Annotated in this window: 28 protein-coding genes; 16 read left to right on the top strand and 12 right to left on the bottom strand. The window is 27.9% G+C overall.

Annotated features, from left to right (window positions below):
* Window positions 1–2: 2 nt before the first annotated feature.
* Window positions 3–743 carry a metal ABC transporter ATP-binding protein gene (locus ATR_RS03240; RefSeq protein WP_115428053.1) on the bottom strand — a complete coding sequence of 247 codons (741 nt, stop codon included), beginning with the start codon at window positions 741–743 and terminating at the stop codon, window positions 3–5.
* 149 nt (window positions 744–892) lie between these two features.
* Here ATR_RS03240 and ATR_RS03235 point away from each other — a divergent pair, with 149 nt between their 5' ends.
* Window positions 893–2,185 (top strand): saccharopine dehydrogenase C-terminal domain-containing protein, encoded by a 1,293-nt coding sequence (locus ATR_RS03235; protein ID WP_115428052.1) that lies wholly within the window; start codon window positions 893–895, stop codon window positions 2,183–2,185.
* Between the two features lie 49 nt (window positions 2,186–2,234).
* Here ATR_RS03235 and ATR_RS03230 read toward each other — a convergent pair.
* From ATR_RS03230 to amrA, 4 genes are all read right to left on the bottom strand, one after another.
* Window positions 2,235–3,403 (bottom strand): IS3 family transposase gene (locus ATR_RS03230; protein WP_115428051.1). Its coding sequence is split into 2 segments (ribosomal slippage): window positions 2,235–3,151 and window positions 3,151–3,403, totalling 1,170 coding nucleotides; the frame shifts between segments, so codons are not numbered across the junction.
* A 68-nt stretch (window positions 3,404–3,471) separates the two neighbouring features.
* Window positions 3,472–4,242 (bottom strand): ElyC/SanA/YdcF family protein, encoded by a 771-nt coding sequence (locus tag ATR_RS03225; protein ID WP_115428050.1) that lies wholly within the window; start codon window positions 4,240–4,242, stop codon window positions 3,472–3,474.
* Between the two features lies 1 nt (window position 4,243).
* Window positions 4,244–5,029, bottom strand: coding sequence for an AmmeMemoRadiSam system protein B (gene amrB, locus ATR_RS03220; protein WP_115428049.1), 786 nt, complete (start codon window positions 5,027–5,029; stop codon window positions 4,244–4,246).
* Window positions 5,026–5,568 (bottom strand): AmmeMemoRadiSam system protein A, encoded by a 543-nt coding sequence (gene amrA, locus ATR_RS03215; protein WP_115429403.1) that lies wholly within the window; start codon window positions 5,566–5,568, stop codon window positions 5,026–5,028. Before amrA ends, amrB begins: the two co-directional genes overlap by 4 nt.
* A 130-nt stretch (window positions 5,569–5,698) precedes the next feature.
* Here amrA and ATR_RS03210 point away from each other — a divergent pair, with 130 nt between their 5' ends.
* The 11 genes from ATR_RS03210 (at window position 5,699) to cobA (ending at window position 15,741) form a co-directional block, all read left to right on the top strand.
* Window positions 5,699–6,028 carry a hypothetical protein gene (locus tag ATR_RS03210; protein ID WP_115428048.1) on the top strand — a complete coding sequence of 110 codons (330 nt, stop codon included), beginning with the start codon at window positions 5,699–5,701 and terminating at the stop codon, window positions 6,026–6,028.
* A 23-nt stretch (window positions 6,029–6,051) separates the two neighbouring features.
* Entirely contained in the window at window positions 6,052–6,699 is a 648-nt protein-coding gene (locus ATR_RS03205) for a c-type cytochrome (protein ID WP_115428047.1), read from the top strand.
* Complete coding sequence (locus tag ATR_RS03200) at window positions 6,689–8,104, top strand: cbb3-type cytochrome c oxidase subunit I (RefSeq protein ID WP_115428046.1); 1,416 nt, start codon at window positions 6,689–6,691, stop codon at window positions 8,102–8,104. Before ATR_RS03205 ends, ATR_RS03200 begins: the two co-directional genes overlap by 11 nt.
* Before the next feature lie 14 nt (window positions 8,105–8,118).
* The gene (locus ATR_RS09835) at window positions 8,119–8,271 is read left to right on the top strand and encodes a hypothetical protein (protein WP_164966713.1); all 153 of its coding nucleotides are present in this window, start codon (window positions 8,119–8,121) and stop codon (window positions 8,269–8,271) included.
* 89 nt (window positions 8,272–8,360) lie between these two features.
* A complete protein-coding gene (locus tag ATR_RS03195; RefSeq protein WP_115428045.1) occupies window positions 8,361–10,013 on the top strand; it encodes a nitrite reductase in 1,653 nt (550 codons plus the stop codon).
* Window positions 10,014–10,080: 67 nt separating this feature from the next.
* Window positions 10,081–11,655 (top strand): cytochrome D1 domain-containing protein, encoded by a 1,575-nt coding sequence (locus tag ATR_RS03190; RefSeq protein WP_115428044.1) that lies wholly within the window; start codon window positions 10,081–10,083, stop codon window positions 11,653–11,655.
* A gap of 8 nt (window positions 11,656–11,663) precedes the next feature.
* Complete coding sequence (locus tag ATR_RS03185) at window positions 11,664–12,461, top strand: peptidylprolyl isomerase (protein ID WP_115428043.1); 798 nt, start codon at window positions 11,664–11,666, stop codon at window positions 12,459–12,461.
* A gap of 24 nt (window positions 12,462–12,485) precedes the next feature.
* On the top strand, window positions 12,486–12,794 hold the full coding sequence (locus tag ATR_RS03180) for a c-type cytochrome (RefSeq protein WP_115428042.1): 309 nt from the start codon (window positions 12,486–12,488) through the stop codon (window positions 12,792–12,794).
* Entirely contained in the window at window positions 12,794–13,915 is a 1,122-nt protein-coding gene (locus ATR_RS03175) for a radical SAM/SPASM domain-containing protein (RefSeq protein ID WP_115428041.1), read from the top strand. Before ATR_RS03180 ends, ATR_RS03175 begins: the two co-directional genes overlap by 1 nt.
* 2 nt (window positions 13,916–13,917) lie before the next feature.
* Window positions 13,918–15,003: a cytochrome D1 domain-containing protein gene (locus ATR_RS03170; RefSeq protein WP_115429401.1), complete on the top strand. Its 1,086-nt coding sequence runs from the start codon at window positions 13,918–13,920 to the stop codon at window positions 15,001–15,003.
* A gap of 3 nt (window positions 15,004–15,006) precedes the next feature.
* Entirely contained in the window at window positions 15,007–15,741 is a 735-nt protein-coding gene (gene cobA / locus ATR_RS03165; RefSeq protein ID WP_115428040.1) for a uroporphyrinogen-III C-methyltransferase, read from the top strand.
* Window positions 15,742–15,768: 27 nt separating this feature from the next.
* Here cobA and ATR_RS03160 read toward each other — a convergent pair whose 3' ends face one another.
* Entirely contained in the window at window positions 15,769–16,140 is a 372-nt protein-coding gene (locus ATR_RS03160; RefSeq protein ID WP_115428039.1) for a hypothetical protein, read from the bottom strand.
* Entirely contained in the window at window positions 16,133–16,708 is a 576-nt protein-coding gene (locus ATR_RS03155) for a precorrin-2 dehydrogenase/sirohydrochlorin ferrochelatase family protein (protein ID WP_115428038.1), read from the bottom strand. The genes ATR_RS03160 and ATR_RS03155 overlap by 8 nt, the downstream gene beginning before the upstream one ends.
* Before the next feature lie 124 nt (window positions 16,709–16,832).
* On the opposite strand from ATR_RS03155, the gene ahbA reads away from it, so the two are divergent.
* Both ahbA and ATR_RS03145 read left to right on the top strand, forming a co-directional pair.
* Window positions 16,833–17,855 (top strand): siroheme decarboxylase subunit alpha, encoded by a 1,023-nt coding sequence (gene ahbA / locus ATR_RS03150; protein ID WP_115428037.1) that lies wholly within the window; start codon window positions 16,833–16,835, stop codon window positions 17,853–17,855.
* A gap of 10 nt (window positions 17,856–17,865) precedes the next feature.
* A complete protein-coding gene (locus ATR_RS03145; RefSeq protein ID WP_115428036.1) occupies window positions 17,866–18,252 on the top strand; it encodes a hypothetical protein in 387 nt (128 codons plus the stop codon).
* A 42-nt stretch (window positions 18,253–18,294) separates the two neighbouring features.
* On the opposite strand, the gene ATR_RS03140 is transcribed toward ATR_RS03145, so the two are convergent.
* Together ATR_RS03140 and ATR_RS03135 are read right to left on the bottom strand one after the other, a co-directional pair.
* Window positions 18,295–18,786 carry a hypothetical protein gene (locus ATR_RS03140; RefSeq protein ID WP_115428035.1) on the bottom strand — a complete coding sequence of 164 codons (492 nt, stop codon included), beginning with the start codon at window positions 18,784–18,786 and terminating at the stop codon, window positions 18,295–18,297.
* Window positions 18,787–19,029: 243 nt separating this feature from the next.
* Window positions 19,030–19,356, bottom strand: coding sequence for a GNVR domain-containing protein (locus tag ATR_RS03135; protein ID WP_164966916.1), 327 nt, complete (start codon window positions 19,354–19,356; stop codon window positions 19,030–19,032).
* A gap of 114 nt (window positions 19,357–19,470) precedes the next feature.
* Between ATR_RS03135 and ATR_RS03130 the strand changes: the two genes are divergently transcribed.
* Window positions 19,471–20,829 (top strand): IS4 family transposase, encoded by a 1,359-nt coding sequence (locus ATR_RS03130; RefSeq protein ID WP_115428033.1) that lies wholly within the window; start codon window positions 19,471–19,473, stop codon window positions 20,827–20,829.
* Here the strand turns inward: ATR_RS03130 and ATR_RS03125 are convergent.
* A complete protein-coding gene (locus tag ATR_RS03125; protein ID WP_115428032.1) occupies window positions 20,790–21,617 on the bottom strand; it encodes a Wzz/FepE/Etk N-terminal domain-containing protein in 828 nt (275 codons plus the stop codon). The two genes, ATR_RS03130 and ATR_RS03125, sit on opposite strands and share 40 nt — an antisense overlap.
* 250 nt (window positions 21,618–21,867) lie before the next feature.
* On the opposite strand from ATR_RS03125, the gene ATR_RS03120 reads away from it, so the two are divergent.
* Window positions 21,868–22,329, top strand: a complete 462-nt coding sequence (locus ATR_RS03120) for a hypothetical protein (RefSeq protein ID WP_115428031.1) — start codon at window positions 21,868–21,870, stop codon at window positions 22,327–22,329.
* A gap of 46 nt (window positions 22,330–22,375) precedes the next feature.
* Here the strand turns inward: ATR_RS03120 and hemH are convergent, their stop codons facing one another.
* Together hemH and ATR_RS03110 are read right to left on the bottom strand one after the other, a co-directional pair.
* Window positions 22,376–23,320: a ferrochelatase gene (hemH, locus tag ATR_RS03115; RefSeq protein WP_115428030.1), complete on the bottom strand. Its 945-nt coding sequence runs from the start codon at window positions 23,318–23,320 to the stop codon at window positions 22,376–22,378.
* On the bottom strand, window positions 23,310–23,894 hold the full coding sequence (locus ATR_RS03110; protein ID WP_371273120.1) for an ATP-binding cassette domain-containing protein: 585 nt from the start codon (window positions 23,892–23,894) through the stop codon (window positions 23,310–23,312). Before ATR_RS03110 ends, hemH begins: the two co-directional genes overlap by 11 nt.
* Window positions 23,895–23,999: the final 105 nt, after the last annotated feature.

The following is a 23,999-nucleotide window of genomic DNA, read 5'->3' as shown; positions in this document are numbered from 1 at the left end:
TCTTAATGCTCATGATTACAACAAATTTGTGTCTTTCCAAGAGCAGTTAAAAGCTCTACTTCACACAAATGGTCATCACTTAAAGTTACACTTCTTTGAACCTCTTTTAAACTATGATAAACTAAAGTTCTATTTACATGAGCTACATCTTTTGCATAGTTTAAAAGTATTGTTAAATCGTGGCTTACAACTACTATTGCAATAGATTTATTAAGCTCTTTTAATAGCTCATAAATCTCTTGTTGCCCTTTTACATCAATACTAGCAGTTGGTTCATCTAACATTAAAATTTTTGGGTTTGAGCATAAAGCACGAGCGATAAAGACTCTTTGTCTTTGTCCACCACTTAAATCACCTATTTTTTTATCTGCAAATTTTTCCATACCAACTTGTTTTAAAGAGTTCATTGCACAAAAAATATCCTCTTTTGCATATCCAAAAATTTTTCTTTTCCTTTTTATATGTCCCATTAAAACAACTTCCAAAGCAGTAATTGGGAAATCAATATTTAAATTTGTATTTTGTGGAACATAACCAACTTCACTATTTTTGATATTTTTTAATATTTTCCCATTTTGAATAGGAAGTAAACCTAAAATCAGTTTTAGAAGTGTAGATTTTCCACCACCATTTGGACCAATGATTGCTAAAAAATCATCTTCCTTTATATTTATACTTACCTCTTCCAAAGCTTTTGTATTTGAATAAGAGTGTGATAGGTTCTCTATTTGTATTAAATTCATACTACCCTTTTATTTGCAACTAGGTTGCAATAATAGCTAAATAAATATTAATTTTTATTTATTTATATCTATTTAAATAATAGTTCAAGTCTCAATAGACTAAAATATTAAGATATCATTATTGTAAAAATAAAAAATTAGGGATTTTTATGAGAGTAGTATTTTTTGGTGTTGGTGCAGTTTGTAGCGTTATTTCCACACTTTTATGTGAACAATCTAATAAGAATTTAAAAGATTGTATTGAATTTTTATTTGTAGTTAGAGATATAAAAAAGGCTAAAATGCATTTTTATAAAAATAGCGAACTTCTTGAATCTTCAAACTTCTTGGAAGTAGATAATTTTGAGAATATTTTTAAAAACCCAAAAAAATATACAAAAGAGCTACAAGATTTTGATATTTTTATAAACTCTTCAACTCCTAGTTATAACTTAGATATTATGAAATTAGCTTTAGAGTTTAATTCAAACTATGCTGATTTGGCAAGTGATATCTATAAAAATGATATTCTAACTAGTTTAAAATTTGAACAACAAAGCTTAGAAAATGAGTTCAAAAAAAGAGACCTTTTTGCTTTGATAAATCTAGGAGTCTCACCTGGAATTACAAATTTTTTAATAGGTGAAAGAATAAACTCTTTAAAAAACCTTCCATATGAAGTTAAAATTACAAAGATTGAGTTAAATTTATTAGAAGAGATACAATCAAAAAAATTAATATTCTCTTGGTCCCCAAAAGTAGCTATTGATGAACTAGCATTTTCTCCAATATTTTTCAAAAACAATCAACTAAAGACTATAGAACCTTTTTCAAAATCAAAGCTATATAAATTTCCATATTTTAGAAACATTATAGATGTTTATCCAGTTTTTCAAGAGGAGCTAATCTCACTAAAACAGAGCTTTCCAAATGTTGAAAACATTAGACTAAATATTGGAGGAAATGAGCTTGAACTTATGAAAAACCTATATCAGTTAAATCTTTTCTCAAATAGATATTGCATAGAAAATGAGAGTGAAAAAATATCTATAAATAGTATTATAAAAAATATAATTCCAAAAATGAAAAGCCCAGAAATAATAGAGGATTATATAAAAAAGAAGACTATAAAATATGCAGAATTTAGTGCCATTGCAGATATTTATATAGAGATTTCTTATCCAAAAAACAAAAAAAAGATAAAAAGTATTGAGTCTATTGGTTTATCATTTAGTAAATATACAGACCTTATAAAAACACCATATAGTGGAAGCACTTATGTATCTTATCCAACAGGAATTGGAGCTGGTATCTTAATATTTTATTCCCTTCTAAAAAAAGAGCTTTTAAGTGGAGTTATTTTAAGTGAAAATCTCCCAGCTATCTTTAGCAACTCTTTAAATGATACTATAAAAAGAGAACTAGGAAGCTATAAAATAAATATTTATAGTCAAATAAAATAAATATATCTAAATCTCATCTTGGAATGACCCCAAGTTAGTAGACACTTTTTTAATCAGTTAACACCTTGGGTTGAGTAACACTATCATTGTATCTTTTCTCAAATTCATTTGGACTTATAAAATCTAAAAAACTATGTCGTCTTTTTGCGTTATAAAACATTTCTATATATTCAAATATTTTATCTCTAGCTTCTGCTCTTGTATGAAATATAGTTTTTCTAACTAATTCTTTTTTTAATGTCTTAAAAAAACTCTCTGCTACTGCATTATCATAACAATTACCTCTACGGCTCATACTTGGGATAATATTATGATGCTTTAAAAATGTTTGGTATTCATAAGAACTATATTGGCTACCTTGACCTGAATGAAGAATTACTTTATGATTTTTAATTCTGTGAGTTGTTTTTTTCAAAGCTTTAATAATTAAAGATGTTGATTGTCTATGTCCTGTTGCCCAACCAATTATTTTTCTTGAATAAAGATCTATAACTGTAGCTAAATATAACCATCCTTCATAAGTTCTGATATATGTGATATCACTAACCCAAGATTCATTTGGTTTATATGTTAAAAAACATTGTTTTAAATGATTTGGATGTGCTTTATGAATTGAACCAGCCTTATGCTTTGGTTTTCTTTTATAATTTCCTATTCCACAAAGTTTTGCTTCTTTCATTAATCTTGCAACTCTTTTCTTATTTACATGTATATTTGAAGCCTTTAAATCTTTATGAATATTTCTATATCCATATATCCCATTTGACTCTCTATATGCTTTTTTTATCTCTTGTAAAATTTGTTGATTTTCAATCTCTAAATTTGAAATAGGTTGTTTTAACCATTTATAATACCCACTAGGATGAACTTTCAATACAGTACACATTCTTCTGATTGTGTACTGTATTTGATACTCCTTTATAAATGCGTACTTTAATTTGGGTTGTTTGCAAAGTACGCTGCGGCCTTTTTTAAAATATCCCTCTCTTCTGTAACTCTCTTTAATTCTTTTTGCAATCTTTTTATTTCAGCTGTTGTATCTTGAGTTTTTTTTATTTCTACTTCAGCTTCTGGTGATTTGTATTTTTTTATCCAGTTTCTCAAAGAATCATAATGGACACCTAACCTCTCAGCTGTTTCAACAACCCCATATCCATTTTCTATAACTTGTTTTACAGCATCTCTTCTAAACTCTTCACTATATTCTCTTCTTGCCATTTTTAATTCCTTCAATTGTTTACAATTTTCTCTAAATTGTTATTTTAATTAACTGAATAAATTTCTGTCTACTTTTTTGGGGTCATTCCATCTCTTAGATATGAATATAATATTCCTAAATACTCATGCCAAGCTAGTTCCACTTTTTGTATATTTGTAGCACTAAAGTATGAAGCTGGATAGGAGCTTGTAAAATATTTATGATTTGTAGGGCTTGCAACAATATTTAGACCCTCTTTTTCAAATATCATAGCAGCTCTTTTCATATGTGAAGCACTTGTTACTAAAATTAACTTTTGATTTTCTACTATTTTCTTTGCCTCAAATGCTTCCTCTTTTGTATCCTTTGGAGTATCAAGAGTTATAATATCTTCCTCTAAAACTCCCAAAATTATCGCCATTTTTTTTTGCATTTTGGCATGAGTATTTGGATCATCAAAGGCATAACCACTTACTATTAGTTTTGAATTGTTTCCAGAATTTTTTATATTTTTATAGTGTCTTATTCCCTCAACTAATCTATTTATAGCTGTTGTGTTAAGCATAGAAGTAATTGCAAAATCTTCATTTGTCTTATGTCCATTTCCTAAAACCAAAATATACTCTATCTCTTTTGGAGTTTCTATTAAAGCTTTATGTGAATTTTCCAAAGGAGATATAATCATATTTGAGATAGTTTGATTTGATAAAAGAGCAAACCATAAAAAGCCTAAAATCAGAAAAAGCTTTGCTTTTTTATATGAGCTCTTTAATAAAAATATTAAGGCAAAAAGAAGTAAAAAAAGACCCAAAGGAACTGGCATTAAAAAAGCAGCAATTAATTTTTTTATAAAGAACATCTTATTCTCCAATTAAAGCACTTGTATATCCAACAACTCTTGAAAAATCATTTGAAATATCAGCACTTGTACAGTAGTGTAGAAGCTTTGTTTTAAGACTATTTTTTATTGAGTAATCAATTATACTTTTTATACCAGTTTTACCACAAGCTTCACAAGCCTCAAGTGAAGCTAAATCTTTATTTGAAATAGCAGTTAAACAGTTTAAATCTAGTTTCATAGCATCTTTTTGTGAATAAAAATGGCTTAAATCAGAACTAATTATTAAAAGGTTTTCACTATTTTTTAAAATATATTCAAAAACTTTCTCTAAATTTAAATAATCTATATCACCATAAACAATCTCTACGAAGTCAATATTTCCAAAATAATATTTCACAAAAGGGGCTTGAACTTCTGTTGAGTGTTCAAAACTACACTCATCTTCAAAACCTAAGAAATCAAACTCTTTTATCAACTTATTTGAATACTCTAAATCAATTTTTAGATTTCCAAAAGGAGTTTCATACTCACTATATAAACAAACACTAGCTCCACTAAACCAAAGTTTATGTGAAGGTCCTACAACTATAACCCTTTTATATTTGTTTAAACTAGCCATTTTATAAGCTTTATTTGCTGTAAATCCACTATAAATATATCCAGCATGTGGAACAATAATTGAATATATTTTTTTAAAGCTATTTCTATCATCTTCTATTTTATTAAACTTTTCAAAATACTCCAATAACTCTTTTTTATTATCTGGATAAAAACTACCACTTACAACTGTTTTTCTTATACTCATTTTATCTTTTCTACCTCATATTTATATACTTTTGGATTAAAACTATCATCAACTTCAAATCCTCCTTTATAGCATAAATGTGCAAAAAACTCATCGAAGGTTGGAAGCATCTTCCAAACTTGAGGTAAGAAAGTACTTCTTTTACCCTCTTGTTCAATAATAACTCCATCTATGTTTGGTTTTATTTTTGACCTTAAATCTTCAAAATCTTTGTACTCTACTATTGTAGGTGGTGTTAAAATAGATATCTCAATCTCTACTTTCTTAAACTCCTCTAAACTCAACTCTAAAAATCTAGGATCTTGAAAGGCTGCCATATATGAGTTATTTACCAAATCATCAAATAGAGTTTTATCTGCTTCTAAACTTCCTATACAACCTCTTAGCTCATTATTTAATGTAAGAGTTATAAAAGTTGCTCTCTTCTCATTTAAAAAGTTATTATTTTTTATAAGCTCCGATTTATCAATATTTATATCACTATTAAACTCTTTTTCAATAGATTTTTTAACTATATCCATTAATATATCTCTTTTCATTTTATCTCCATTTTTTAATAGTACTATTATAATTTTAGTATAAATATTATTGATTATAATCAACATTGCAATATTTTTTCTCATATATAATGCTTTCAGATAAAAATATTTTAAGAAATAGGAGTCAGAAATGTTGGGCGAAGTTATAAGGAATAGACCTGAAATTGCCTTGGATGATTTTTTACCTATATTTTTATCATCGTCTTTAATACTTGTCTTTGGTGCTTTATTTGTAGGTATTTATACTTTGGTAAAAATGGGTTATTTAAAAAAGATTTATATGCCGTTGGCTTATCTTTTTTGGGGATTTCAAGCTTACTGCATGTATTTTATGGCTACAAGGCTTCATGTAGGAGATTTTGTTGGTAAGATTTTGTTTATCACTATGATAGCTTATCTTACTTTACCTCATCTTTATTACTACTTGAATAACAAAGCCGAAGAAGAGTATGAAAATTAAATAAATAAAGGGGGAAAGTAGCAATGTCTAAAAAAGTCTCTGTATGGGCAGATGGTCGTTTTTGGCAAAGATCAGCTGCTTGGGTAACAGGTGTAGCTGCTATGCTTCTTATTTGGCTTACTTTTGACACTATGGGTCAAATCCAAATGGGAACAAAAGCGGAGCTAGATCAAGGTATAACAAAAAGAGTTCCATCTCCAACTGTTATAAACCATAAAATTACTTATGAAATGAATGACAAAAGAGGTCATGAAACACCTGTAATTGGTGAAAAAGAGAAATTTTTTGGACGAGATGATTACAGTGAAGAAGAAGCAATGGCTTTATTAAACTTAGGTAAATTAGCTTCTCAAACTAAAAACTGTATGAATTGCCATACTTTACTTGGAAATGGTGCATACTATGCTCCTGATTTAACAAAAGCTTGGTTAGATCCTAATTGGGAATCATATATGCTTAGAATGGGTAAAGAGACAAAAGAGGAAGCTATTGCTGAATTTTTACAACACCCATCTGATAATCCATCAAACGAAAGAATGATGCCTAATCTTGGTGTTACAGCTGAAGAAGCTAAAGGTTTAGTAGCATTTTTAAAACATATGTCATCAATTGATACAAACGGTTTCCCTAGAAACTTTGGGAAAATAGAAGGAGGAATCCATGGTAGATAATATGCAATCTCAATCTAAGCAATTAGGAAAAATGTATTTTACAGTTGCAGCAATTTTATTTGGTGCTCAAATACTATTTGGACTTATAGCTGGTACTCAGTTTGTATTTAGTGGTTTCTTATTTGAAATTTTAGATTTTAATGTTGCTAGAATGGTACATATTAATGCACTTGTTGTTTGGCTTTTATATGCAATGATTGGTTCAGTTTACTACTTACTTCCTGATGAAACAAAAGTTGAAACAGTTGGTATTGGTTTAGGAAAACTAGGATTTTATGTATTAACTTTAGCAGTTACTATTGTTGTTTTAGTATATATATTAGTTCAAGTTGGACCTGCAAATGAGATGTCTATTTGGCTAATTCATGAAGGTAGAGAGTATATTGAAGCTCCTAGATGGGCTGATATTGGAATTGTTGTTGTTGTTTTAATCTTCTTAGCTAATGTTTATTTAACAGCTATGAAAGGTGAAAGAACAGGAATTATTACAGTTTTAATGGCAGATTTACTTGCTCTTGCTGGATTATACCTAGCTGGAATGTTCTACACAAATAATATCTCTATAGATCAATACTGGTGGTGGTGGGTAATTCACCTATGGGTTGAAGCTACTTGGGAAGTTTTTGTTGCAGCTGTAATTGGTTGGGCATTAATTAAAGTAATTGGTGCAAATAGACAAATTGTTGAAATGTGGCTATGGATTGAAGTAGCAATGCTATTTGGTTCAGGTATATTAGGTATTGGACACCACTATTTCTGGATTGGAACACCTGAATACTGGTGGGAAATTGGAGCACTATTCTCAGCTTTAGAACCAGTTCCATTAGTTGCAATGTTTGTACATGTTATGTATGACTGGGGAAAAGAGCAAGGATTACAAAAAGGTGCTGGTGGAAAAGCTCAAATGAACAATACTCCAGCGTTTTTATGGTTTGTTGCTAGTGCATTTGGTAACTTCATTGGTGCAGGTATTTGGGGATTCTTCCACACTCTACCACAAATGAATATCTATACACATGGTACACAATTTACATCAGCTCACGGTCACCTAGCATTCTTTGGTGCATTTGCAATGGCAATGATTGCAATGTTCTATATGGGAGTTCAAGGTAATAAAAAAGAGTTAAAAATGACAAAACTTACAAAATACGGTTTTACATTTATTACAGTTGGTGTTGTAGGAATGACTGTAGCTCTAACTATTGCTGGGTATGGTCAAGTTATGATTGAAAGAGCACAATTTGGTGCTACTTGGGAAGCATACTTTATCGGTCAAAGCAGTATTTGGTTTAAACAAGCTATGGGTTGGAGATTAGCTATGGGTCTTGTTACTTTTGTTGGTTTCTTATGTTTAGTAATAGATTTACTAACAATAAAAAATGCAAAAATTAATCAAGAATCATAAAAAGGAGGTTGATTATGTTTTCAGAATTTACGGACATTGTGCCTAGTTTCTTTGGATGGTTAAATCAAGGTCCTATGACTTTGACACTATTTTTACACGGTGCTATAGTTCTTCCAATGTTTTTTATATATAAACAAGAGAAGAAAAGGTTAGAGAGTGAGAAATAAGTAAGCAAAGTTTTATAGTGGTAAAGCACTATAAAACTTGCTAAACATTTGTTTGGTTGTATATCTATTTTATTAAAAGGGAGAAAAAGATGAAATTAACAAAAGTTTTAAGTATGGTAGCAATTGCTAGCTTAGGTATGTCAAGTGTTTCTATGGCTGAAGAGATTACTCTTTCTGAAGCTCAAATGAAAGATGCAAACCAAGTATATTTTGATAGATGTGCTGGTTGTCATGGAATGCTTAGAAAAGGTGCACTAGGACCAACTCTTGAAGCAAAAGAGATGAAAACTAGAGGTACAGAGTTTCTAAAAACAATAATTCATGAAGGAACTCCAGGTGGAATGCCTGACTGGGGAAAATCTGGTGAATTAACAGAGGCTCAAACAGAACTTATGGCAAAATATATTCAAGTAGAGGCTCAAACTCCACCTGAAAAATCTATTGCTGATATGAAAAAATCTCATAAAGTTTTAATTCCTGTAAAGGATAGACCAAAAAAACCAGAAGCTGGTGCTGAAAACTGGAAAGATTATTTCTCAGTAATCTTGAGAGATGTTGGACAAATTGCTATTATTGATGGTAAAACAAAAGAGATTAAATCTGTTGTTCCATCTGGATTTGCTACACATATCACAAGAACAGGTGCTAGTGGAAGATATATGTATGTTATTGGTAGAGATGGAAAAGCATCTATGATTGATATGTGGATGAAAGAGCCTAAAAACGTTGCTGAAATTCAAGTTTGTAACGATGCTAGAGCAATTGATACATCAAAACATAAAGATTATCTTGATAAATATGCGGTTGTTGGTTGTTACTGGCCACCTTCAATTGTAACACTAGAAGCTGATACTCTTGATCCATTAAAAATAGTTTCAACAGGAAGCTATACTTATGATACAAATGAGTATACAAGAGAAGCTAGAGTTGCTGCTATTATTGCATCACACGATAAACCTGAGTGGATTATTAATATTAAAGAGACTGGTCAAGTTTGGTTATATGACTACTCAAATGTTAAAAATCCAAAAGTTACAATGGTTGAAGCTGAAAGATTCTTACACGATGGTGGTTGGGATTTATCAAAAAGATATTTTATGACTGCTGCAAATGCTAGAGATATGATTTCTGTTATTGATACAAAAGAAGGAAAATTAGTTGCTAATATTCCATCTCAAGGTAACAAACCACATCCAGGAAGAGGAGCAAATGTTGATCACCCAACATATGGACCACTTTGGGCATCTGGACACATTGGTTCAAATGATATAATCTTCATTGGAACGGATCCTAAAAAACATCCAAAAAATGCTTGGAAAGTTGTTAAAAAAATTCAACTACCTGGAGAGGGTGGAGGAAATCTTTTTGTAAAAGGACATCCAAATTCACCATATATCTTAGCTGATAGACCAGTTAATCCAGATAGAAAATTACAAACATCATTCTATGCAATTGATAAAAACAAACTAGAAGTTGTAAAAACTATCGAGATACCTGAAAAATATCTACCAACTGTAAAAGTAGGAGATAAAACAATTGAATCAAGAGGACCTGTTCATTTTGAATTTAATGCTGATGGTACAGAAGTTTGGACAAGTATTTGGGGAAATAAAGAGGTTGCTACTGCAATTTTAGTTTATGATGCAAAAACATTAGAACTTAAATCTGTAATAGAAGATCCTAGACTTAAAACTCCAACTGGTAAATTTAACGTTACAAATACAATGAAAGACGTTTATTAAAAAACTATATCAAGCCTTAGGGCTTGATATTTCTATTTTCTTTATTCAATAATTCAGGGGCTTTTTTATGAAACTAATAAACAAAATATCAATAATCTGTGCAATCTTTTTTTTAAGTAATGCTAATGCTGCGATAGATGGAGCCGCAGGGCATATGGTTGAGGCATTGCCTAAAAAAGAGATAGGGAAAGAGCTGTATAATAAATATTGTGCATCTTGTCACCACGAAAAAAGAGTTGGAATAGATGGACCTCCACTACTTCCAGCTAATACTAAAAAATATATAGAAAAAGATTTGGCACAAAAGATAAAAGATGGATTTCCTCAAACTCTTATGCCAAAATATGATTTTTTATCTCTTTATGAACTGCATCAAATAGCAAGATATATACAATCTCCTGTGGAAGATAATTTTTCTTGGGATTTAAATGATATAAACAAATCAATAACATCTTTTAAGGATCCAGTAAATCCTCTTAAAATAAAAGATAAAGAGCAGATTTTACCTGTTGTAGAAAGAGAAGGTAATCAAACTTGGATTATGGAAGATACAAGAATATTAAGTAAATTTCCACTAAATAATATCCACGGTGGAATAAAATTTACAATGGATGCAAAAAATATTTATGTTCCAACAAGAGATGGTTGGGTTCAAAACTACTCACTTGAATCTGGGCAAAGAATGAACAAAACAAGAGCCTGTATAAATTTACGAAATATCTCTTTGAGTCGTGATGAGCAAAATCTCTTTGCAACTTGTCTTTTACCTGAACAAATGGTGGTTATGAATCCAAAAACAATGGAGGCAAAAGAGATAATAAATTTAGATGGGAAAGTTTCAGCTTTATATGAGTTTTATACAAAAGACGAGGCAATATTTACTTTTAGAGATAAAGCAAAAATAGGAAAAGTTGATACAAAAACATTTAAAATAACATATACAGATATAAAAGAGCCTATAGAAGATTTTTTTATAGACCCTTTTGATAAGTTTATAATTGCAACAGCAAGAGGTGGAGATGTTTTAAGAGTCTATGAAATTGATACTTTAAATGTTGTTTTTGAACATGAGATGAAAGGGATGCCACACCTTTTCTCTGCAACATATTGGTATAAAGATGGAAATTTCTACTTTGCAACTCCACATATTAAAAAACCATATATTACAGTTTGGAAGATGTATGATTGGGAATTTGTAAAAAAAGTTGAAATTGGAGGAGATGGTTTTTTTGTAAAAACCCATCCTTATACACCATATTTATGGGCTGATAATGGAACTGACAAACTCTTTTTAGTAGATAAAAAAGATTATAGTCAAAAGATAATAACTCCAAGAGTTGGTAAAAAATATATTCATACAGAGTATAGTGGTGATGGAAAATATGCATATTTAAGTATCTATGAAAATGATGGTGAGATTATTGTTATTGACACAGATAGCTTTAAAGAATTAGCATCTTATCCTGCAAATGTACCTGTTGGAAAATATAATTTTATAAACAAAAATAGAGAGTTTTATCCAAGACTTTTTGGTATGGATATTTTTAAAGAAAAGTGCAATAGCAAACTTCCTTGTGATACATCAAAATTTAACTCTTATGAGAAGAAAAGTTTTGAAGATTTTGAAAAAACTATAAAATAAGGAAAAATATGAAATTTTTAATAACGATATTTGTTTTAGCTCTTAGCTTAAATGCTCAAATTTTAGCAACAGTAAACAAACAAGAGATTAGTATGGAAGATGTTAACAACTTTTTAAAAGCAACAAATCAAGATAAAGACTATATGCAATTAGATAGTAAAGCGCAAAATTTAGCTCTTCATCAAACAGTAGAAAAGACTCTTCTAATTCAAGAGGCACAAAAAGAGAAGATTGATAGTTCAAAAGAGTTTAAAAATACTTTAGAAGAGCTAAAAAATTCACTAATGGTAGAATTTCTTATGAAAAGTGAGTTTTCTAAAATAAAAGTTCCAAAAAATGAAGTTGAAAACTACTATAATTCACATCTATATGAGTTTAAACAAGATAAAAAATTAAAAGCTAGACATATTTTGGTAGAAGATATAAAAACAGCTTCAAACATTATAAAAGAGCTTGAAAAATCTAAAAATAAAGAGCTTACATTTGTAGAACTTGCTAGTAAAAACTCTATTGATGGTTCAAGAGATAGTGGTGGAGATATTGGTTGGTTTAAAGAAGGCGATATGATAAATGAATTTTGGGAGGCATCAAATAATTTAAGCCCTCAAGAATTTACAAAAGAACCAGTAAAATCAATGTTTGGTTACCATATCATTTTTTTAGATGAAATTCAAGAGCCTTTAACAATTAAATTGGAACAAGTTTATAGTAATATTGAAAATCAAATTAGAATGGATAAGTTCCAAACTATAATTGATGAAAGAATAAAAAGTATAAAACAACAAGCAAATATTATTATTAAATAGTTTTGCTTTAAAAGGGGGTTTATTGTGAGATATCTATTTGTATTAATTATATTAATTGGTATAAATCTACAAGCTTCACAAAAAGATGGAGAGAAGCTTTTTAAGAAATATTGTTGGGGTTGTCATCATGAAACTTCATTAGCATTTGGTCCATCATTTAGTGAAATTGCTAACAAAAGAGATAGTGGGCAAATAATTGCTCACATAGTAAATCCAAAAAGTAATTATGAAGCTTTGGGTTACAAAAGAAGTATAATGCCTCCGTTTCCTCAACTAAATGCAAAAGAACTTCAAGAGTTAACAGATTTTATTTTAAGTTTTAAGGATAAATAGTGTTTAGATTATCAAACTTAATAAAATCAACTTTAGAGAATCAAAAAAGTAGAAGTTTAGATGGAAGTATTATTATTTGGAATATGACAAATAGATGTAATCTTCTTTGTCATCACTGCTATAGTAAAGCTAGTGCAAATGAAAAAGAGACTTTAGCATTGAAAGATATCTTAGATACTATTCCAAAACTTAAAACTGCAGGTGTGAATTTTGTAATATTTAGTGGAGGTGAGCCTCTTTTAAGAAAAGATATATTTGAAATAGCACAAGCTATGAAAGATAACAAAATCATGACTTATCTATCTACAAATGGTACATATATTACAGAAAAGAATGCACAAAAAATTATTGATACATTTAATTATATTGGAATTTCAATAGATGGAATAGGAGAAGTTCACGACTATTTTAGAGGACAAAAAGGCTCTTATGATAGAAGTATAAATGCAATAAAAATCATTCAGAATATGGGTGGAAATGCTGGTATTAGATTTACAATTACAAAAGAGACTGAAAGTAGTTTTTATGATATTTTCAAACTATCAGAAGAGTTAAATGTAAATAAAATTTATATTTCTCATCTTGTATATTCAGGACGAGGAGAAGAGAACCTTAAGATTGATATTAGCAAAGAAAAAAGAAAAGAGTATGTAGATTTTATGATAAAAAAAGCATTTTACTACTACGAAAACAAAAAAGATATAGATATAGTAACTGGAAATATGGAGATGGATGCAATAATGCTTCTAAAAGAGTTTGAAGAAAAATATCCAGATTTTGTAGAACCACTTAAACAAAGACTTAAATCATGGGGTGGGAATAGTGCTGGAAAAAGATTAGGAAATATGGATTGGAATGGTTTTGTAAAACCTGATCCATTCTTTCCTAAAATTATTGGAAACTATTTAGAAAAAGATTTTGATAAAGTTTGGTTAGATAAGAGTAATGAACTTCTAGTAAAACTTAGAGAGTTTCCAAGAAAGTTAAAAGGAAAGTGCGAAGATTGCAAATATCTTGATATTTGTAATGGTGGCTCAAGAAGTAGAGCTTATGCAATAAGTGGTGATTTATGGGAAGAGGATCCCTCTTGTTATTTGACTTTAGAAGAGATAAAGGGGTAAAAATGTTTAAAAAAATAGTTTTAAGTATTACACTTGCAAGTAGTCTATTTGCTAGTGAAAAGCTTTTTGTAGTTGAGAGAGAAAGTTCTAGTTTAGCTGTGATTGAAAATGATAAGTTTAAAAGTAGAATTCTTAACTTTAGAAATATGAACCATGGCGTTGTAAAATTTTATAAAGATGAAGGCTATGCAATTTCAAGAGATGGATATGTAATTAAATTCGATCCAAGAAGTGAAAAAATCTTGGCTGAATATAAAACAAGTAAAAGTGCAATAGGATTTGAGATAGCTGAACATTTTGTAGCTGTTGCAAACTATGATGATAAAAGTGTTGATGTTTTAACAAAAGATTTAAAACCTATTAAAAAGATTATTACAAACTCAAGAAATGTAGGAATTAAACTATACAAAAACCAGATGATTTTTTCTCAAATGGATAGTGATATAATTAGTGTTTATAAAGATTTAAATAGTGGCTTAAAAGAGCCTAACTTTGTATTAGAAAAAGAGTTTAAAGATGTAGGAGAAGTTCCTTTTGATGCAATGATTCAAGATGAAACTTATATTATGGGCTTTTTCAACTCTCCACACTTTGGAGTTGTTGATTTAAATAAAATGGAGTACAAAAAAATTGATGTTTTTTTGGGGGATAATAAAAAACAGGTTTTAAAAGTTCCTCACTTTGGTTTTTGGAGCTTAAGTAAAAATGAGACTTTTATTCCAGCTGTTGGAGATAATAAAGTTTTTGTATATGATAAAAGTTTTAAATTCTTAAAGACTATTGAGACAAAAGGAATGCCTGTTTTTACAAGCCTTAGTCCAAATAAAGATTTTATAGCAGTTACTTTTTCTGGAGAAGATTTTCCATATTTACAAATATTTGATACTAAAACTTACAAAAAACTAAAAGAGTATAAATTTGATGGAAAAGTTTTACATGTAAGATGGTCAAATGAAAAAGATGAGCTATATGTAAGTGTAAATGATTCAAATAAAGTTGAAGTCTTAGATACAAAATCGTGGGAAAATATTAAAACTATAAATGATATAAAAAAACCATCTGGCTTATTTATTTTTGAGGAGAGATAAATTATGAGTAAAGTATATTTAACAGGAGCAGGACCTGGTGATTTAGAGCTTATGACTTTAAAATCAGTAAGAGTTATAAAAGAGGCTGATATTATAATTTATGATAAATTAGCAAACCCAGAAATTCTTAAAATGGCAAAAGAGAGTTGTGTCTTTAAATTTGTAGGTAAAGAGTTTGGAAAACATTTAATTCCTCAAGATGAGATAAATGAGATTATCTATCAAGCTGCTTTAAAACATGAAAATGTTGTACGATTAAAAGGTGGTGATCCTTTTGTATTTGGAAGAGGAGGAGAAGAGGCTCTTTACTTAAAAGATAGAGGTATAAAATTTGAGATAATCCCAGGAATTACTTCAAGTATTAGTGTTCCAGCATATGCTGGAATTCCTGTAACAAATAGAGGATATACTTGCTCTTTTAGAGTAGTAACTGGTCATGAAGCTCCAAATAAAAAAGATAGCCAAATAAATTGGGAGAGCTTTATAGCAGATGAAACTATTGTTTTTTTAATGGGAATTCATAATATTAAATTAATCTCAAAAAAATTAATAAAAATTGGTAAACCTAGCTCTACACCATGTGCTGTTATATCAAGAGGAACTACAAAAGAGCAAAAAGTTGTTGTTGGGACTTTAGAAGATATAGTTGAAAAAGCAAAAGATATTCCAACTCCCGCAATAATTGTTGTTGGTGAAGTTGTAAAATTAAGAGAAGATTTAAAATGGTTTGAAGAGTAGGAACCCTACTCTTTAAGACTTTTAATTTTAAATCCCGAAAAACTCTTTAACCCAAGAGAGTTCTTTAGTATCTAACTCTACTCTTTTTAGCTCTTGTTTATCTTTATCTAAAATTATTAAAGTATTTCCATCTACTCTTAAACTCTCTTTCCCCCACTCTTTATCAAGCCTATCAGTTATATGAAAAATCTCAGAGTTTTTTGGCTTCTCTTTCTCTCTTCCATCTTTATAAACTATTGCTAAACCACCTGTTCTTTTCTCTATAGTATAAGGGAGAAACTCTTCTAAAATAGAATAAACTCTTTTATTTTTATCTTCTGGTAAGGAACTTTTAAATCCAAAAAAACCAACTACAAAAAAGATGGCAACCAATACCAACATTAATATATTTTTATTCACCTTTTTTCTCCCATAAATTTATATAATCTTTCACTTTCTTATCAAAAAATTGCATTCTTTGTTTTCCTTTTGGCATCGTATCTCTAAGCTCTCTTAACTCTTTTAAGAAATCTTCAACTCCTACTGGAATTAAATTTGATAAAAAGATTTTAAAGTTCTTTGCAAATGCAGGGGAGCTACCACTTGTAGAAATTGCAATAGTTAAATCCCCTCTTTTTATATATGAAGGGAAAATAAAATCACAATATTGTTGTAAATCGACACAGTTACAAAGAGTTTTATACTCTCTTGTTTCAAAATATATCTCCTCTTGCAAAGAGAAATCATCAACTGCTGCAATAACTACATCGTAACCTTTTGCATCACCTTTTTCATACTCTTTTTGAAAAACTTTAAGGTTTTTTTCATCTATTAGTAGTTTAATTTTATCATTAAAACTTTTTGCAATTAAAGTAATATTTGAAGAAAAATTCAAAAGATGTTCCAGTTTTTCTAAAGCGATATTTCCACCACCAACAATCAAAATAGTTTTATCATCAAATTTCAAAAAAGCTGGAAAGTAAGTCACAAAGAATCCTTTATTTATATAGTTTATTTTAGCAAATTTTAAACCATTCTATCTTAATTTAAGTCAATTTATAAAAAATATTATTAAGTTAAAATTTTTCCAATTTCAAACAGGAGAGAAATAGATGACACAAACTGTACAATTAGAGCTTAAGAATGAGGTTTTACTAAGAATTCAAAAAAACTTCCCTCTTACAAAAAAGCCTTTTTTGGATATTGCAAATGAGCTTCATACAACTGAAGAGAGAGTTTTAGATATTTTAAATGAAGCAAAAAGAGAGGGAGTTATAAGACAAACATCTGCTATTTTTGATACAAAAAAATTAGGATATAAATCCTCTTTAGTTGCTTTTGAAATAGCAAATGAAAATATAGAAGAAGCAGTTAAAATATTAAATGCTCATCCTGGTATCTCACACAACTATGAGAGAAACCACTCTTTTAATATTTGGTTTACAATTGCTGTTGCTCCAAACTCAATTTTAGGTTTAGAAAAAAGCATTGAGATTTTAGCAAAAAAGACAAAAGCAAAAGATTTTATAGTTCTTCCTACTTTAAAACTATTTAAAATTGCTGTAAAACTTGATACTACGTCTAAAGAGGAAAAACAAGAAGAGCTTGTGAAAAAAAGCTTTACATCTCTTGAGTTACAAGAGTATCACTATAGATTTATTAAGCTTTTACAGAAAGATATAGAGTTTACAAGTGAGCCATTTAAATTTATTATTGATGAGTTAAATATTAGCTATGAAGAGCTTTTTGGTGTAGTTCAAGAGTTTTTAAACTCAGGAGTTATGAGAAGATTTGCTTCAATACTAAACCATAGAAAAGCAGGTTTTAGTGCAAATGCTATGGTTGTTTGGGAGATAGAAGAAAAAGATGCTCAAAGTATAGGAGAAAAAGCGGCCTCTTTTAGTGCTGTTAGTCACTGTTATTTACGACCTCAATATCCAAACTGGAAATATAATCTATTTACAATGATTCACGGTAAAACAACAGAAGAGACAAATAGAACAATAGATGATATCTCAAAGGTTATAGAGTACAAAAATAAAATGGCTCTATACTCAAGTAGAGAGTTTAAAAAAGTAAGAATAGTATACTTTAGTGATGAATTTATTAAGTGGGAAGAAACAAATAAAAATTAAAGGATTTTAGATGAAGCTATTTTTTGAGTTAGAGATTGCATATATTTTAATTGGAGTGTTTTTTTTGATTGTTACAACTATTGCAACAACTAGAAAGTTCTCTCCACCAAATAGTTTTAAAAGGATTTTTCCTCTAGTTTTTATATTTTTAACTATTGCAATTTTTGCCCATTTTAAGGTTACAACTTCAAGAATGTTTGAGGTTGAAAAAGCTTTTTTAAATGGAGAGACTGTACTTTGTGAAAATAGAACAAAAAAAGAGTTCTCAAAATCAATTATGATAAATGATAATTTAGGATGGGATTTAAAAGATAATGTCTTTTCTAATCCAGAATATTTCAAAGGTTTTCATAGTGCTAGATGTGTAAAGATGCTTGAAAATATGAAAAAACAATAGCTACAATAAGCAATTAAATTGCTTTTGTAGCTAAACCAAATCTCAATTAAGCTCTTTTTGCCATTTTCTTTTTAGATTATGAATATATATTATTAGAATAAAAAATATAGATGATGTTATTCCCAAAGCTATAAGTAAACTAGTCTCACTAGGTATTGTATCAAGTAAAATAAGCTTTCTAATAATTACAACAAAAGCTATTTCCAAAAATGTCAAAGAGTAATCAAATCCACTTTTAATAAAAAGTGTTTTTACAATTGCAATTACAATCAATGTAAAAAGCCCATCAGTTAATATAGTTTTAATAGATGCAAAATCCAATGCTCCTTGCTCTATAGTAAAAGATATAAGTTTATATCCCAAACTCAATAAACAAACTGCTAAATATGTAATCATTATTACAATAAATATATATTTAAGCATATTTATAACTCTTAAAAGTATCGTATCTACTCTACTTTCTAAAACTTTATCTATACTATTTACTTTTAAAAAAACTTTCTCAATAAAACTCTTCTTCTCTTTTTCTTCCATCTTTGACCTTTTAAGTAGTTGCAAATTTTTTGCGAATAGTATCAAAAATAAACATAAAGAATTAAAATTTTAGAAGCATCTTAAAATATATTTTTAAATAATTTATTTGGAGTTTGATACTTTGTTATTTTAAAGAATTAACCCTAAAATTTAAATGTTTATTCATAGGGCTAATTATTATAGGAATATTAGGTATTAAATATTTTTGAACTTTAAGAAATAGTATTTATAAACAAAAATATACTAATTTATTTTACTTCTACTTTGTTTTATAAAATTAAATAAAAAAACTAAAAATATTGAGATAATAAATCCTGTCAAAAATGCAACTACAACTATAAGAGATTTTTTTGGTTTTACTGGAAAAATATTTGTCATAATTTCTCCTACAATATCACTATTTTTTATTCTATCCTCTGTAAGTTTTAATTTTTCAAGAACTAAACTATTTTCTAATTCTTCTAATCTTTTTTCAAAATTAATATTTAACTCAACTTCAGCATTTTTTAGCTTATCATTAGTTATGTTTTCTTTCTCTTTTTCCAAATCTTTTAGTTTTAAGTTACTCAACTTTCGCACATAAAAAATCATCAATTTCTCATGTATAAAAGCTTTCTAAAGCCCATAAATAGACACTTTTTGATATAATTTCATCACCACAAATCAATTATAAAAGGTATTTTTATGGGTATTGACAATTTTATCCAAACTGCTATGAACAATGTATTAAAAAATCCTATTCTTTCTATTTTAAGAGATATAAATTTTAGTTCTATTCTAAAACAAAGCAATTTCATAAAAAAAGATATTGGCAAATCTCCATATATGATAATTTTACATTTTTTATATATGTTTATTATCAATAAAAAAATATCTACATTTATGAAATATAGCAATGATAGTTATAAAAAAGATGTTTACTACAGATTACTAAAAAGTAGTAAGTACAATTGGAGAAAATTACTATTACTGACATCTATAAAACTTATTAGCAAATTGCATAAACTTCAAAAAACTACTGATACAAAAGTATTGATTATAGATGATACTGTTGAAATTAAAAGAGGTAAATTTATAGAAGGTAGTTGTAAAAACCTTTGGAGCAATAAAGAACATAGAACTGTAAAAGGTTTGAATATTGTATCACTTAATTATAGCGATTGTTATACGGATATGATGTTGGATTTTTCTATAAATTATAATAAAAATCAAATTGTAAATGTTGATGAAAATAGTTTTCATCATAAAAGCAATGCTTATAAAAGAAGAGTTGAAGGTAATGATGGTAAAAATATTTTAGCTCTTGATATGTTGAAACGTGTTTTAAAATCTGGAATATATTCAGATTATCTTCTTGTTGATAGCTGGTATGCTAAACCAAATTTTATAAATGAAGTAAAAGAAAATGGTCTTGATGTAATTACAAGAATTGCAAACAATCCTAAAATCTGGCAATTTACAGGTAAATTTAAAACACTTGAAACACTTTACAATTATGCAAAACAAAATAAAGCTTCAAGACTTGGAAACTATAACTCTATAAAATACAATTATGTTTCAACTACAACTACACATAAAACACTTGGTAGATTAAAAATTGTATTTATTAAAACCAAAGATAATCTAATTCCAATAATATCAACAAATACAAATTTATCTGATATTGAAATAATCAATACATATAAAAAACGATGGAATATTGAACAAGGATATAAAGATTTAAGAGAATACTTTCAATTTGGTAAAGAAGAAAATCGTATCTTTGAAGCTTTAATAGCTCGTATTACACTTTCATTTTTAGCTTATAATCTCACAAGTTATATAAATCGCATAAATAATGAACCCAAAACCTTAGGTAATCTTTTTAGAGATTTAGAATGTCAACTTGAAACTCTAGCAATTTCAATGGAACTATTTCTAAAAATCTTAGAACAAATAATAGAATCCCAAGAAATTGTCAAGAGAAATAAAGATTTAGAGCAAATCATCCATATGCTCAGAGTTTACACTAAAAAACAGTTAGGTTTTATGTGCGAAAGTTGAGTTAAGTTAATTAAATTCTCTTTTTCTTTTATTAAATTTTCAACAGTATTTTGAATATTTAATATTAAATTCTGAGTATTTAAAAGCTGAATAGCCATAAGCATATTTTGACTGTTATCACTTGATGTTTGATTTGAAATTTTATTTGCATCATTTTGATACTCTTTTAATTTTTGTTGATTAAACTCTATTTTTTTGTTAATTGATTTTAACTCAACATTTTTTAGCAAATCTATTTCTTTATCTATTCTTGGTATTTGCTGGTTTTTTATTTTTGATATATCTTTTTCTAAATTACTTTTTTCAACTTCTAAAGCATATTTAATTTTATCTTCAATATTTTTTATATTAATATTAGTTTTTAAAATAAATTCATCAATTTTGTATTTATATTCATTTTGTAAAAATTCAAGAACTTCTTTATTTTTTTTAAGTGCTTCTTCATTTGATATTGCTTCTGTTGTAAGTTCTAAAAAATTCTGAACATTTTTAATAGCTGAAATTTTAGTAACCAAGCCCTCATCAAAATCTTGAGGATTATCAACATTGAATATTACTTTTAACTTTCGCTCAATAATATTGCTATTCTCAAGAAGTTGTTCTCCAATATAACCAATTCTAACAATAGATTTTACTTCATAAATTGGTGTTTTGCTATATGCATAAATCGCTGCTATAACTGTAATAATAAAAGTAAATACAATAATAAAAACTTTTTTTTCCCAAATAATTTTAAATAACTCTCTTAAATCTATCTCATCTTCTTCTAAATATCTATTTCCTTGCATCTATTTAACAACCGTAAATAAGATATAAAAAGATGATATAAATATTATAAAAGTTACAAATGAAGCATAAAAATAAAGTTTCTGTTTTTTGTACATATAATTCCCTATTTTTTTGTTATCTAGAATTTCTTTATGTTTTCTAGTTTAAATTTCCAATAGTATAGAATATTCTATCTTATAAAGAACTAAATATAAAAAATTTCCTATTTTATGAATTATTAATCTATAAAATTTCCAAAAAGGTAGAAAAATGGAAATATATGAAAAAATAAATATACTATTAAAAGAAAAAAATCTAAATAAAAAAAATTTTGCTTTAAAACTAATAGAACTAGAACCAAAATTAAAAAGTACTGGAGAAATTCCAACAGTTAAAGCGATTTATGGCTATTTGAGTGGAGATATTGCATTGAAAATAGAACTAATCCCGTATATAGCAGAAGTTTTAGAGATACCTGAACAGTTCTTATTTGATGATAGCCAAAGAGCTAGAAAAATATTTTTAAAGCACCTATTAAAAGATATTTCAAATGAAGAGAAAGAGTTAATAAAATCAAAAATATGTCCAGAAGAAAATCAAAAAATAACTATTGAAAAAGATAGATTTAACAATATAAATGATTTATTAGTATATGCCCCCGAGATATTTTTGGAAAATTTGGAAAATACTTTAAAAAACTACAAAGATTTTACCTTAAAGTTTATAAAATAGTCTAGTTTTTACCACTAACCATTCCTATCCTATATAAATATTAAGATCAGTCTCTTTGTTCGATTATATTAGTAATTGCTTCAACAAACTCATCACTATCATTTACACAAGGACAAACTTTGTACTCTTTTATTCCCAAATTAAGAGCAATATGTCTATACTCAATATCAAGTTCAAAGACTGTTTCAGAGTTATCAACAATAAAAGAAAGTGGATAGATAATAACTTTTTGCTCTTTAAAATTTTTCAACATCTCTTCAAGTGATGGTTCAAGCCACTTCATCGGACCTACTTTTGATTGATATGCTAGATTTATTGATTTAAAATTTATATTTTTTTCTTCTAATTTTTTAGTTAAAATCTCAATATGTTCTTTCATCTGTTTTTCATACGGGTCACCATTTGTTACTATCTTTTGGGGTAATCCGTGAGCTGAAAATATTAGATTAAAATCATCTTCATTCATTATATTCTTCTCTATTTCACTTACAATACACTCATTAAACTTGTCATTTTTATAAAAGTTTTCAATATATCTAATATTACTTCCAAAACTATATGGTAAAAAATCTATAAAATCTTCCACAGAAGATTTTGTGGTAGTTGTAGAGTATTGTGGATACAAAGGAAGAAGTACAATCTCCTCTATTTTATCTTTTAAAATCAAATCTATAACATCTTTTGCAAAAGGTGGAGTGTATCTCATAACTTGATAGGTTTTATACTCATCTATTTTTTGGTTACACTTTTCTACTAATTTTTCACTCAAAGGGTTTATAGGAGAGCAGTTACCTATTAGTTCATAGTTTTTCCAAGCATCATCTAATCTTTTTTTTGTAATCATAAAAGCTATAATTTTTCTTAAAAATGAGCTTTTTATAGTCAAAATATTTTCATCATTAAACATATTAGTTAAAAACATTTTTAACTCGTTTTTGTCTCTAGCTCCACCCATATTTAGAAGTATCAAAGCTTTTTTCTTATTTTCCATTTTCCAACCTTATTATCTCATTACTACACCAAGAAGCCATATCTATATCGTGAGTTACTAGCAAAATTGCACAATTTTCAAGCAAACTAACTATCAGTTTCATAGTCTCATAAGCAATTATATTATCTAGTGCAGATGTTGGTTCATCAATTAGAAGTAAATCTGGTTTTAGTAAAATAGCCCTTAAAATAGAACATCTTTGAAGTTGTCCACCACTTAATTCATACGGTTTTTTATAAAGAAGTTCTATATCGAGGCTTAATTTTGGCAAAATAGTATCTAGTTTGGCTTTAAAATCTTGTTTTAATACATCTTTTATCTGTTCATATATAGTATATGTTGGGTGAAATGAAGAGAATGGATCTTGAAAAATCATGGCTGTTTTACTTTTTTTAATCTCTCCTTTTAGTGGTTTTAAGTTTCCCAAAATAAGCTCAAAAAGTGTAGTTTTTCCGCTTCCACTTTTTCCAAAAATTGTTTTTAATTCACCTTTTTTAAGCTCTAAATCAAAGTTTTCAAATATCAAACTATTTTTTCTATATCCAAATGTCAAACTTTTTATCTCTAATACCAAATTAAACCTCAAATTTTTAATATTTAGAAATTATTATACTAGTTGTAAGCTTTTTTTATGTAAAAAATATATTTAACAAGATAAATAATTTCTTGACTTACCTCA

The sequence above is a fragment of the Aliarcobacter trophiarum LMG 25534 genome (genome assembly GCF_003355515.1).
Classification (GTDB): domain Bacteria; phylum Campylobacterota; class Campylobacteria; order Campylobacterales; family Arcobacteraceae; genus Aliarcobacter; species Aliarcobacter trophiarum.
Note: the sequence above shows the minus strand (reverse complement) of the source record. Positions and strands in the feature narration are given on the sequence as shown.

Excerpts from the sequence above, each read along its gene's own strand:
- amrA (WP_115429403.1), bottom strand. The coding sequence starts at position 5,568 with ATGAAAAGAGATATATTAATGGATATAGTTAAAAAATCTATTGAAAAA.
- ATR_RS03130 (WP_115428033.1), top strand. The coding sequence starts at position 19,471 with ATGGGTATTGACAATTTTATCCAAACTGCTATGAACAATGTATTAAAA.
- cobA (WP_115428040.1), top strand. The coding sequence starts at position 15,007 with ATGAGTAAAGTATATTTAACAGGAGCAGGACCTGGTGATTTAGAGCTT.
- ATR_RS09835 (WP_164966713.1), top strand. The coding sequence starts at position 8,119 with ATGTTTTCAGAATTTACGGACATTGTGCCTAGTTTCTTTGGATGGTTA.
- ATR_RS03195 (WP_115428045.1), top strand. The coding sequence starts at position 8,361 with ATGAAATTAACAAAAGTTTTAAGTATGGTAGCAATTGCTAGCTTAGGT.
- ATR_RS03210 (WP_115428048.1), top strand. The coding sequence starts at position 5,699 with ATGTTGGGCGAAGTTATAAGGAATAGACCTGAAATTGCCTTGGATGAT.
- ATR_RS03145 (WP_115428036.1), top strand. The coding sequence starts at position 17,866 with ATGAAGCTATTTTTTGAGTTAGAGATTGCATATATTTTAATTGGAGTG.
- ATR_RS03200 (WP_115428046.1), top strand. The coding sequence starts at position 6,689 with ATGGTAGATAATATGCAATCTCAATCTAAGCAATTAGGAAAAATGTAT.
- ATR_RS03185 (WP_115428043.1), top strand. The coding sequence starts at position 11,664 with ATGAAATTTTTAATAACGATATTTGTTTTAGCTCTTAGCTTAAATGCT.
- ATR_RS03120 (WP_115428031.1), top strand. The coding sequence starts at position 21,868 with ATGGAAATATATGAAAAAATAAATATACTATTAAAAGAAAAAAATCTA.
- ATR_RS03225 (WP_115428050.1), bottom strand. The coding sequence starts at position 4,242 with ATGTTCTTTATAAAAAAATTAATTGCTGCTTTTTTAATGCCAGTTCCT.
- ahbA (WP_115428037.1), top strand. The coding sequence starts at position 16,833 with ATGACACAAACTGTACAATTAGAGCTTAAGAATGAGGTTTTACTAAGA.
- ATR_RS03140 (WP_115428035.1), bottom strand. The coding sequence starts at position 18,786 with ATGGAAGAAAAAGAGAAGAAGAGTTTTATTGAGAAAGTTTTTTTAAAA.
- amrB (WP_115428049.1), bottom strand. The coding sequence starts at position 5,029 with ATGAGTATAAGAAAAACAGTTGTAAGTGGTAGTTTTTATCCAGATAAT.
- ATR_RS03125 (WP_115428032.1), bottom strand. The coding sequence starts at position 21,617 with ATGCAAGGAAATAGATATTTAGAAGAAGATGAGATAGATTTAAGAGAG.
- ATR_RS03240 (WP_115428053.1), bottom strand. The coding sequence starts at position 743 with ATGAATTTAATACAAATAGAGAACCTATCACACTCTTATTCAAATACA.
- ATR_RS03205 (WP_115428047.1), top strand. The coding sequence starts at position 6,052 with ATGTCTAAAAAAGTCTCTGTATGGGCAGATGGTCGTTTTTGGCAAAGA.
- ATR_RS03235 (WP_115428052.1), top strand. The coding sequence starts at position 893 with ATGAGAGTAGTATTTTTTGGTGTTGGTGCAGTTTGTAGCGTTATTTCC.
- ATR_RS03170 (WP_115429401.1), top strand. The coding sequence starts at position 13,918 with ATGTTTAAAAAAATAGTTTTAAGTATTACACTTGCAAGTAGTCTATTT.
- hemH (WP_115428030.1), bottom strand. The coding sequence starts at position 23,320 with ATGGAAAATAAGAAAAAAGCTTTGATACTTCTAAATATGGGTGGAGCT.
- ATR_RS03190 (WP_115428044.1), top strand. The coding sequence starts at position 10,081 with ATGAAACTAATAAACAAAATATCAATAATCTGTGCAATCTTTTTTTTA.